Genomic DNA, 9,448 nt, shown 5'->3' on the forward strand with positions numbered 1-9,448 from the left:
TCACCGCGGTGACCGGGCTGACGCTCTCCAGGTTCGGCGACGGAATGCGCGTCCCAGTGACGACCACTTCCGACACCTCGTCGGCCGCGGTCTGCGCCAGGGCCGGCCCGGCGGCGGTCATGGCCGCCCCGCAGATCATCGAAGACGCCAGGAGGCGCGCACGGACAGTAAGCTTGCTCACGATCAATATCCCCTTCGCGGCCGACCGCCGGTTGGGCGGCCCCGCTCCCCACAAGAAGGTTTCGGCCCACCGTTCGCGGGCCAGGTGATGGTGAGTTACGGTTGCGTGACAAAGGGGGTCAATCATGGCTCAGGCAACGAACGATGCCCTCAGAGCAACACACGGCCCGCGCCGCAATAATTCCTGGATTTCCGGAAGTTACCGCAATTTCTGACGCGGTCTTTTTCTATTTCTGTGTTGATTCAGACACAGCCGCTCGGCCGCCTGGCGATGTAATCGCGGCCGAAGTCAGGGCGGCGTCGAAGTAGCGGCTCAGGCGCCTGAGCCCATCGGGTCGAATGCTCGCCTGGCGACGGCGCAGGTCGATCAGGCCGGCGGCGGCCAGCACGCCGAGGTGATGGCTGACGTTGACCCTCGGCAGCGACAGGTCGCGAGCCAGGTCGCCGGCCGACACAGGCCGTGCGACCAGGCGTTCCAGCAGGACCCGCCGGGTCGGGTCGGCCAGGGCCCGGAACATCTCCGCCGGGGCGTCGGCCGGCGGGCCGCGCCCGATCTCCATCAGGCCGACCGGGACCGCGGCGCGGGATGCCCGACCTCCAGCGCATGCAGACGCCGCGAGACGGCGAAGCGCTCCCGCAGCCAACCTTCGCCCACCGAGGCCTCGAACCACAGGCGATCGAAATAGATGCGCAGCTGCGGCAGCGGATCGACAGCGGCCACGAGCAGGCCGTCCTCCTCGCGGACCAGACCCGCCTCCTTCAGCACGCGCACGTGGTGGGAGACCGCCGGCCGGGTGACGGAGACGGCAGCGGCCAGGCTTCCGATCCGCGAGGGCCGCGCCAGGATCCGCTCGTAGAGATCGCGGCGGGTGGCGTCGCCCAGCGCGTCCAGCGCCGCGCCGACGGGATCGCTCATCCCCAGCCCCCCGCCGCGCGCAGCGGCTTCACCACCGAAGCCGCGTCGAGAGGGGTCGTGCGCAGCAGGCTGATGAAGCGCCGCAGCGCCGGATTGTCATGGTCGTTGCGCCAGGCCGCCGCGACCTGCAGCGTCGCCGGCCGGCCGGGTAACGGCGAGAAGGCGACGCCGGCGCGGGTGGCCTGGGCGACGCTCTGCGGCGCAACCGCGTGGCCGACGCCGGCGGCGACCAGGCTGAGAACCCCATCGTGCGAGGTCATCTGGACCCGAACCCCGGCCCGGGCGCCGCCCCGGTCGGTCACCAGCCTCTGGATGCGGCCCCAGTCGTCGCCCGCCGCGCAAAGCACGGGCGCCTCGCCCAGCGCCTCGTCGGGCGCCTCCAGCGAGCGGGCCAGGAGCCAGGGCTCGCCCCACAGCGACAGGCTGTCGAGACCGGCCGGCACGTCTTCGGCATCGATCAGGATGGCGTCCAGCTCGCGGTCCAGCACCGCGGCCACCAATTCGGCCGCCGATCCGCCCCGCAACTCCAGCTCCACGTCCCGGGCCGACCGGCGATAGGCGCGGAGGATGGCTTCGGCCGGCCCCGCCGTCACCGGCCACACATGACCCAGCCGCAGGCGGCCCACCTCGCCTCGCCCCGCCGCGCCGGCGCGGACCGCCGCCTTGGCCAGCAACTCCAGCGCGCGCTCGACTTCCGACAGGAAGCGTTCGCCGGCCCCGGTGGGACGCGCGCCCCCCGACGAACGCTGGAACAGGGACACGCCGAGCGCGTCCTCCAGCGCCAGCACCCGGCGCGACAGCACCGAAGGGTTCACGCCGAGAACTTCCGAGGCCCGTCGGAAGCCGAGATGCTCGCGCACCATCAGCGCCGAGCGGAGGGTGGCGATGTCCTGCGCCGCCAGCGCCTCTGCGCCACGGCGGACGGGAGATCCGCGGAACGACGGGTTCGAGTCTTGGGACGACATCAGGCCGCACGCGCCTTTCGCGACGACACCGTCCAGGCGATGGCCAGGCCCACGGCGATATGGGCCAGAATGTCGAGGAGCGACCTTCCGCCCTGCCAGCTCGGGAAGGGCCCGGGCCACCGGAGCGGCAGCACGATCAGGTACATCACCGCGTAGAGGACGAGGCCGTACAGCACGCCCGCGACAAGGGGTTGGGCCACGAGTCGGGGAAGTCGCGGCGCGGCCAGCACAAAGACCGCGGCCATGGCCAGCGCGATGCCGAAGTGGGTGGCGACGCCCAGCAGCACCGCCGCCATACCGCCGTCCCGAGCGGCCGGCGCGCCGATCCAGCCGCTGGCCACCGCCTGCCAGGGTCGCATGGCAGGCTGGCCGGCCGCGAGCGCCATGCCGGATGCGTAGACGAAGTCGACCGCGCCGCCGGCGAGGCCCGCGATCATGGTTTGCGACAACGCGCTCCGTCCCGGAAGAGAGGCGGCCGGAGAAGCGGCGGCGGCGGTCATGGGGAGATCCTCCTGCGACGCCGCGAGGTTGCCGCTACGTCGCCCGCCGGGTCGCGCACGTTCCGAGGACAGAAAGCACGTTCCGATGACCGCGTGCGGCCGGAGAGCGCTTGCCCTTTGACTTCGTTCGCGTCTGGCGTTGCTCTTGCAGGCACAGGCTGCCGATGACGTACCCGTTCAAGTTCAACGACGCGCCCGAACCTGCCCTGACCTTCGGGCGCCAGCGCCAGTGGGGGCCGCTGGCGGCGACCGAGGTGCACGCCACGCCCGGCCGCTATCCCGGGCAGGCCATCTCCGACCATCGGGTGATCTTCTACCTGACCCCCGGCGTGCCGACCGATTGCACCTGCGAGGGCGTCGGCCAGTTCCGCATCCAGACCCCCTACGACTTCGATGTCGTCCCGGCGGGCGCGAGCGGGTTTTGGGAGGACCATACGGACTGCGACATGGTCTCGGTCCGCCTGTCGCCGGCGTTGTTGTCGTCCACCGCCGAGGCTCTGGCGCTTCCAGGCGGCCGAGCGGAGATCGCGCCGAAGATCGGGACCCGGGATCCGCTGGTCGAGCACGTGGTGCGCGCGCTCCTCGCCGAGCTCCAGGCGCCGGCGCCCGCCGGCAGGATCTACGCCGACAGCCTCGCCATCGCCCTGGCCACGCGCCTGCTGCAGAACTTCGCGGTCATGGGCTTCGCCGGCCGGCAGACCCTGTCAAAGCCGCAGATCCGGCGGATCGTGGAGTTCATCGAGACCAACCTGGACGGCGAGCTGACGCTGGAACAGGTCGCGGGCGTCGCGGGCATGAGCATCCCGCACCTCACCACCCTGTTCCGCCGCACCATGGGCCAGTCCGTGCACGCCTATGTCATGGAGCGCCGCGTCCACCGGGCCCGCAGCCTGCTGCTTGGCCGTGGCATGACCATCGCCGAGGTCGCCCTGGAAACCGGCTTCGCCCATCAGAGCCATCTGGCCCGCTGGATGCGCCGCCTGCTGGGCGTGACGCCCTCTGAAGTGCTGCGCAGCTAGGTCTTGATCTTGTAGCCGGTGCGGAACATCCACAGGCAGACCGCGCCCATGGCCACGGTCAGCACCGCCGTCATGGCCACGCCGATGGCGAGGCTGCTCTCGGCCTGGCCGGTGAAGCCGTAGCGGAAACCGTCGATCAGATAGAAGAACGGGTTGAAGTGGCTGAATGTCCGGAACGGCTCCGGCAGCCGCTCGACCAGGTAGAAGGTCCCCGACAGGAACGTCATCGGCATGATGACGAAGTTGGTGACAGCGGCCATGTGGTCGAACTTCTCGGCCCAGAGCCCGGCCATGATGCCGATGAAGCCCATGATCAGCGCGGCCCCAAGGCCGAAGTAGACGATGGCCCAGGGCTGGGAGACCGGCAGCCGGGCGAAGGGCAAGACCGCCACCAGGCTGACGAGGCCGACCACTATGCCGCGGGTGGCCGCGCCGCCGCCGAAGCCCACCACGTGCTCGCCGGGGGTCAGCGGCGGGGTCATGAAGTCGCCCATCAGTCCGTTGAACTTGGCCTGCAGCAGCGACGATGAGGAGTTGGCGAAGGCGTTCGACAGGATCTGCATCATGATCAGCCCGGGCGCCACGAACGTGCCGTAGGCGACGCCGTGCACCTCGCGCGCCCCGCCCACGGCCACCACGAACACCAGCATGTAGAGCAACGCAGTGACCACCGGAGCGGCCAGGGTCTGCATGCCCACCTTCATGAACCGCCGCACTTCGCGGACGTAGAGGGTCTTCAGCCCTTCCCAGTTGACGCCGTGATAGGCGCGCGGCTGCGGGGGCAAGGCGACTTCGGCGTCAGGCATGTCTCGCATGGCCGAGATGTGCGCGCTGCAGGGCGGCTGCGCAAGGCCATGCCTCATCCACCGCTTAAACTCGAATCAACATCTAGTTCCTGTGGAGAACCGGCAGGGCGCCTATTGTGGCTCTTAGCGAGTTGTTTACTACTGATGGTGGTTGGTGGCGGTTGAGTTAGCTCGGCGCCACAAGATGTTGATCCCGGCGCCCCGGCGGCGCGCCGGATCCTCTGGGTGGGAGGCGAGACCATGGGCTGGACCGACGAACGCGTGGAACTCCTGAAGAAGCTCTGGCAGGACGGCCTCTCGGCCAGTCAGATCGCCAAGCAGCTGGGCGGCGTCACCCGCAACGCGGTGATCGGCAAGGTCCACCGCCTGGGGCTCTCGGGCCGTGCGACGCCGTCCAAGCCGCAGCGGACCGTCTTCAAGGCCCCGCGCCCCGCGCGTCCGGCCCAGGCCTCGCCGTCGGCGCCGCGCCGTATCGCCGAGCCGGTCTCCGCAGCCCATCCGGCCCCCGCGCCCGTGCGCTATGTCGACGAGACTCCCGGCACGGCCACGGTGCTGACCCTGGGCGCCCACATGTGCAAGTGGCCGATCGGCGATCCGTCGCTGGACAGCTTCACCTTCTGTGGCCGGCGTTCGGAAGAGAACGGCCCCTACTGCCACGAGCATGCCACGGTGGCCTACCAGCCGGCCCAGGCGAAGAAGAAGTCCGGCGCCGCCGAGCTCGCCCGGAGCCTGCGCCGCTACATCTGAGTTCCGCTGCAAAGCGGCCCGACTATCCGTTGGGGATGGGAGGCGCGCCTGAGAACCGAAGCTGCACAAGCTGCTTAAGGTCCCGGGCGCGTCTCTTTCTTTTATTGCTCCCCTTTGGGGGACCTGTCGGGGAAGCCGACTGAGGGGGCTTCCGCTCAGACCTCGTCGCTGCGATCCTTGAAACTCACATGAGAGTCGAGGCTGGGCCTTCCGAGCGGAAGCCCCCTCCGGCCCTTCGGGCCACCTCCCCCGATGGGGAGGAACTGGAGTTCGGATGACCGACGTCGCCACGCCCCCCGACGAGACCGGCAACGCCAAGGCCTATTCGGTCTCGGAGCTGGCGTTCGCCCTGAAGCGGACGCTGGAGGACTCGTACGGCTTCGTGCGGCTTCGCGGCGAGCTGTCGAAGGTCACCCACCACTCCAACGGCCACGTCTACCTGACCATCAAGGACGAGAAGGCCGCCATCGACGGCGTGGTCTGGAAGGGCAGCGTGCGCGGGCTGTCGGTCCGTCCCGAGCAGGGGCTGGAGGTGATCGTCACCGGCAAGATCACGACCTATCCGCAGGGCTCGCGCTACCAGATCGTGATCGAGAGCATGGAGGCCGCCGGCATCGGCGCGCTGCTGGCCCAGCTCGAACGCCTGAAACAGCGCCTGGCCGCCGAGGGTCTGTTCGAGGCCTCGCGGAAGAAGGCGCTGCCCGAGATGCCGGCCGTGGTGGGGGTGATCACCAGCCCCACCGGGGCGGTGATCCGCGACATCCTGCACCGGATCCGCGACCGCTGGCCCTGCCGCGTCATCGTCTGGCCGGTGGTGGTCCAGGGCGAGGCGGCCGCCGCCCAGGTCTGCGCCGCGATCAAGGGCTTCAACGCCATGGCGCCGGGCGGGGCGGTCCCCCGGCCGGACGTGCTGATCGTGGCCCGCGGCGGCGGGTCTGTGGAGGACCTGTGGGCCTTCAACGACGAGACCCTGGCCCGCACCGTCGCGGATGGGACCATCCCGCTGATCAGCGCGGTCGGCCACGAGACCGACACCACCCTGATCGACTTCGTCTCGGACCGGCGTGCGCCGACGCCCACCGCGGCGGCCGAGATGGCCACGCCCGTCCTGGCCGAGCTGAAGGCCCTGGTGTCCGACCTGGGCGGGCGGATGCACCGCTGCGGCGGCCGGGTGGTGGAAGAACGCCGCGGGCGGATCGAGCACGCTGACCGGGCCCTGAAGCGGATCCCCGATCTGGTGCGGCTGGCCGAGCAGAGGTTCGATATCGTGTCCGGCCGCCTCGGCGCGGGCCTGGCGCGCAACGCGGCGGCCCACGAGCGCGACCTCGTGCGGGTGGCGTCCCGGCTGTCCCCCCTGCTGCTCCAGCGGCCGCAGCAGGTGCAGAGGGACCGGCTGGACCGCCTGACCGTGCGCCTCGAGCCTTCGGTCCGGCGGCGACTTGAGCGCCTGTCCGAGCGGCTGGACGGACTCTCCAAGCTCTATGCGTCGGTCGATCCGGACCGGCCCCTGCAGCGCGGCTTCGCCCGCGTGGCGCGCGCCGATGGCTCGCTGGCGCATGCGGGCGCATCGCTGGCGAGCGGCGAGGCGGTCGCCATCACCTTCGGCGACAAGGTCACCCGCCAGGCGGTCATCGATGGCGCGGGTGGCGTGGCCCCGCCTCCCCTAACGCCCCCCAAGCCGGTGAAGGCGAGGCCCAAGCCCGAAGGTCCTGCGCAGGGCGACCTGTTCTGAGCGCGCCCGAAGCGCTAAATAGGGGCGCATGAACGCCCACGACCGGACCCTCGGCGCCAACGACCAGGCCAAGCTCCACTACGGGGATGGCGACTACGCGGTGCTGCGCCCAGGCCGATATGTCCTCTGCGCCGTCACCGGCCAGAAGGTCCCGCTGGAACAGCTTCGCTACTGGAGCGCCGAACTGCAGGAGGCCTACGCCGGACCGGCCGAGGCCCTCCAGCGCTGGCAGGAAACCCACGGCTAGCTGCGGCGGTACTCTTCGTTCGGCCAGCGGCGGTGGACCCAGAACCATTCCGTGGGCCGGGCGCGGACCCGGTCCTCGATGAAGGCGTTGATGCGGCGCACGCCCGTCTCGATGTCGGCCTCCCGGTCGCCGGTGTCCTCGAGGCGGATCGGCTCGTGCACGATCACCTTGAACCGGGCGCCGGGACCCACCCGCTGTACGCTCATCGGCTGGAGCGGGATGCCGAACCGCAGCGCGAAGGTCGACGGGCCTGGGGCGGTATGGGCCATGTGACCGAAGAGCGGCGCGGCCACACCGCCGTTGAACTTCTGATCGTTCATCAAGGCCACGCTTTCGCCACGCTGCAACGCCCTCATCAGCTCGCGGGCGCCGTCCAGCCCTTTGGGCGCGAACAGGCGCACGCCATAGCGGAAGCGGTTCTTCCGCACGCGTTCGTCGACGTAGGGATTGTTCATGGCGCGGTACGTGACCTGGCATTTGACGCCAGCGTGAACGATGACGGCGGCCATGAGTTCGAACGCCGAGAAGTGTCCCGAGATGAACACCACGGGACCGTCGCCTGCGGCGATTGCGCCCAGCCGCGCCTCGCCCTCCACCTGCACCCGGTCTGTGTCGGCTACAATACGGTCGAGCAGCAGGAACTCGGTTAGCGATCTGCCGAGTTCGATCCATTGCAGCCGGAGGAGACGGCGGATTTCGGTGTCATCGGCCTGCGGGAAGGCGATGCGAAGATTGCGCTCCGCGACTCTGTTGGCCCGGGTCAAGGGGCCGAGAACGGAAAACAGCGATCCGCCGAAATTTGAAACAGAATCAATCGGGAAGGCACGGATGAGGGTCGAAGCGGCGTCAAATAGCGCAGCCTCGAGCATCCAAATTAGTTTCGACACGTATGAATGGTTAAGCGCGGCCATCCACTCTTCCTAGGCTTGGTCGCTCACGTTCGGCAATGGAGGCGGCTGGCGTGCGAATTGCGATGTCTCAACCGCGGAGTCCCGAACCGGGACGAAGGGAAATCATGGTCGGGGATTCCATGGACGAGATCGACATCCACCTGGGCCGGCGTCTTCGCCGTCGCCGCCGTCTTCTGGGCCTGACCCAGCAAGAGCTGGCGCACGCCTGCGGGGTCCGTTTCCAGCAGATCCAGAAATACGAGTGCGCGGCCAACCGCATGTCGGCCGCCCGCCTGTGGCAGCTGGCCGAAGTGCTGGAAGTGCCCGTCAGCTACTTCTACGAGGGCCTGACCCGCGACCAGCGCGAAAGCCTGGAGCGCGAAACCGCCTCGTCCTCGACGGAGACCCTGGCCAGCAAGGAAACCCAGGACCTGATCCACGCCTATTACCAGCTGGGGGAACGGCCCCGCCGCCGCCTGCTGGACCTGGCCAAGGCCATGAACGGCGAGATCGAGGCTTAAGTCCGACCGCAAGGCGGGTTAAGCGGGGGCCATGACCCTCGACCCTGCCCGCCTTGAAGAACTCGACGCGTTTCTTGTCGAGCTCAACCGCGCCGCCGCCGGAGCCATCCTCCCCTTGTTCCGCGGCGAGCACGGCCTTTCCAACAAGCACGAGGCGGGGTTCGACCCCGTCACCGAAGCGGACAAGGGCGCCGAGCGCGCCATCCGCGCCATGATCACCCAGCGCTATCCCGACCACGGCGTAATCGGCGAGGAGTACGGCGAGGATCGTCCGGACGCCGACTTCGTCTGGGTGCTGGATCCCGTCGACGGCACCCGGGCGTTCATCGCCGGCCTGCCGCTATGGACCACCCTGATCGGCCTGCGCTTCCAGGGCTCGCCCGTCCTGGGGTCGATCGGCCAGGCCTTCCTGGACGAACTCTACATCGGCCATGCCGGCGGTTCTCGCCTTGTGAGCCGGAACGGGACGCGCCCCTTGCGGGTCCGCCCTTGCCCCAGGCTGACCGATGCGGTCATCGCCACCACCGATCCGGAAGGCTGCTTCACCGGCGCCGAGCTGGGCGCCTGGACCCAGGTGCGGGCGGCCGCGCGCCTCGCGCGCCTGGGGTGCGACGCCTATGCCTACGCCATGGTGGCGGCGGGCACGATGGACATGGTGATCGAAGCCGGGCTGCAGAGCTGGGACATCGAGGCGGCGATCCCGCTGATCGCGGGCGCCGGCGGGCTCACCACCGACTGGCGGGGCGAGCCCGTGGGACGACACGGCGGGCAGATCGCCATCGCGGGCGACCGCGCCTGCCTGGACGAGGCGCTGGTCGCCCTGAGGCGTTCTGCGAACTAGGCCTTGGGCTTGGCGGCCGGGGCCTTCTTGGCTGCGGCGGGCTTCTTCGGCGCAGCGGGCTTCTTGGCGGCCGCCGGCTTGGGC

At 69.7% G+C, this 9,448-nt stretch carries 13 protein-coding genes; 6 read left to right on the forward strand and 7 right to left on the reverse strand.

Features of this window, described 5'->3' with window-relative positions; all coding sequences use genetic code 11:
* The 5 genes from AX721_RS27665 to AX721_RS26035 all read right to left on the reverse strand — a co-directional run.
* A partial coding sequence (locus tag AX721_RS27665; RefSeq protein WP_156467389.1) for a hypothetical protein occupies positions 1 to 181 on the reverse strand: 181 nt, incomplete at its 3' end.
* 226 nt (positions 182 to 407) lie between these two features.
* Positions 408 to 740: a helix-turn-helix transcriptional regulator gene (locus AX721_RS26020; RefSeq protein WP_068878866.1), complete on the reverse strand. Its 333-nt coding sequence runs from the start codon at positions 738 to 740 to the stop codon at positions 408 to 410.
* Positions 740 to 1,096, reverse strand: a complete 357-nt coding sequence (locus tag AX721_RS26025) for a helix-turn-helix transcriptional regulator (RefSeq protein WP_068878867.1) — start codon at positions 1,094 to 1,096, stop codon at positions 740 to 742. The genes AX721_RS26020 and AX721_RS26025 overlap by 1 nt, the downstream gene beginning before the upstream one ends.
* Positions 1,093 to 2,061, reverse strand: a complete 969-nt coding sequence (locus AX721_RS26030; protein ID WP_068878868.1) for a LysR family transcriptional regulator — start codon at positions 2,059 to 2,061, stop codon at positions 1,093 to 1,095. Before AX721_RS26030 ends, AX721_RS26025 begins: the two co-directional genes overlap by 4 nt.
* Positions 2,061 to 2,561, reverse strand: a complete 501-nt coding sequence (locus AX721_RS26035) for a hypothetical protein (protein ID WP_156467390.1) — start codon at positions 2,559 to 2,561, stop codon at positions 2,061 to 2,063. The genes AX721_RS26030 and AX721_RS26035 overlap by 1 nt, the downstream gene beginning before the upstream one ends.
* Before the next feature lie 164 nt (positions 2,562 to 2,725).
* Here AX721_RS26035 and AX721_RS26040 point away from each other — a divergent pair, with 164 nt between their 5' ends.
* Complete coding sequence (locus AX721_RS26040; protein ID WP_068878870.1) at positions 2,726 to 3,580, forward strand: helix-turn-helix transcriptional regulator; 855 nt, start codon at positions 2,726 to 2,728, stop codon at positions 3,578 to 3,580.
* Here AX721_RS26040 and AX721_RS26045 read toward each other — a convergent pair.
* Entirely contained in the window at positions 3,577 to 4,395 is an 819-nt protein-coding gene (locus tag AX721_RS26045; RefSeq protein WP_068878876.1) for an ABC transporter permease, read from the reverse strand. The genes AX721_RS26040 and AX721_RS26045 overlap by 4 nt on opposite strands.
* 231 nt (positions 4,396 to 4,626) lie before the next feature.
* Between AX721_RS26045 and AX721_RS26050 the strand changes: the two genes are divergently transcribed.
* From AX721_RS26050 to AX721_RS26060, 3 genes are all read left to right on the forward strand, one after another.
* The gene (locus AX721_RS26050; protein ID WP_068878871.1) at positions 4,627 to 5,133 is read left to right on the forward strand and encodes a GcrA family cell cycle regulator; all 507 of its coding nucleotides are present in this window, start codon (positions 4,627 to 4,629) and stop codon (positions 5,131 to 5,133) included.
* Between the two features lie 274 nt (positions 5,134 to 5,407).
* Positions 5,408 to 6,865 (forward strand): exodeoxyribonuclease VII large subunit, encoded by a 1,458-nt coding sequence (gene xseA / locus AX721_RS26055; RefSeq protein WP_068878872.1) that lies wholly within the window; start codon positions 5,408 to 5,410, stop codon positions 6,863 to 6,865.
* A 28-nt stretch (positions 6,866 to 6,893) separates the two neighbouring features.
* Positions 6,894 to 7,112, forward strand: coding sequence for a DUF2093 domain-containing protein (locus AX721_RS26060; protein ID WP_068878873.1), 219 nt, complete (start codon positions 6,894 to 6,896; stop codon positions 7,110 to 7,112).
* Here AX721_RS26060 and AX721_RS26065 read toward each other — a convergent pair.
* Positions 7,109 to 8,023 (reverse strand): lysophospholipid acyltransferase family protein, encoded by a 915-nt coding sequence (locus AX721_RS26065; protein WP_068878874.1) that lies wholly within the window; start codon positions 8,021 to 8,023, stop codon positions 7,109 to 7,111. The genes AX721_RS26060 and AX721_RS26065 overlap by 4 nt on opposite strands.
* Before the next feature lie 104 nt (positions 8,024 to 8,127).
* Here AX721_RS26065 and AX721_RS26070 point away from each other — a divergent pair, with 104 nt between their 5' ends.
* Both AX721_RS26070 and hisN read left to right on the forward strand, forming a co-directional pair.
* On the forward strand, positions 8,128 to 8,523 hold the full coding sequence (locus tag AX721_RS26070) for a helix-turn-helix domain-containing protein (protein ID WP_231733224.1): 396 nt from the start codon (positions 8,128 to 8,130) through the stop codon (positions 8,521 to 8,523).
* A gap of 31 nt (positions 8,524 to 8,554) precedes the next feature.
* Positions 8,555 to 9,364, forward strand: coding sequence for a histidinol-phosphatase (gene hisN / locus AX721_RS26075; protein ID WP_068878875.1), 810 nt, complete (start codon positions 8,555 to 8,557; stop codon positions 9,362 to 9,364).
* Positions 9,365 to 9,448 lie beyond the last annotated feature (84 nt).

The organism is Phenylobacterium sp. CCH9-H3, assembly GCF_001557235.1.
GTDB lineage: Bacteria > Pseudomonadota > Alphaproteobacteria > Caulobacterales > Caulobacteraceae > Phenylobacterium.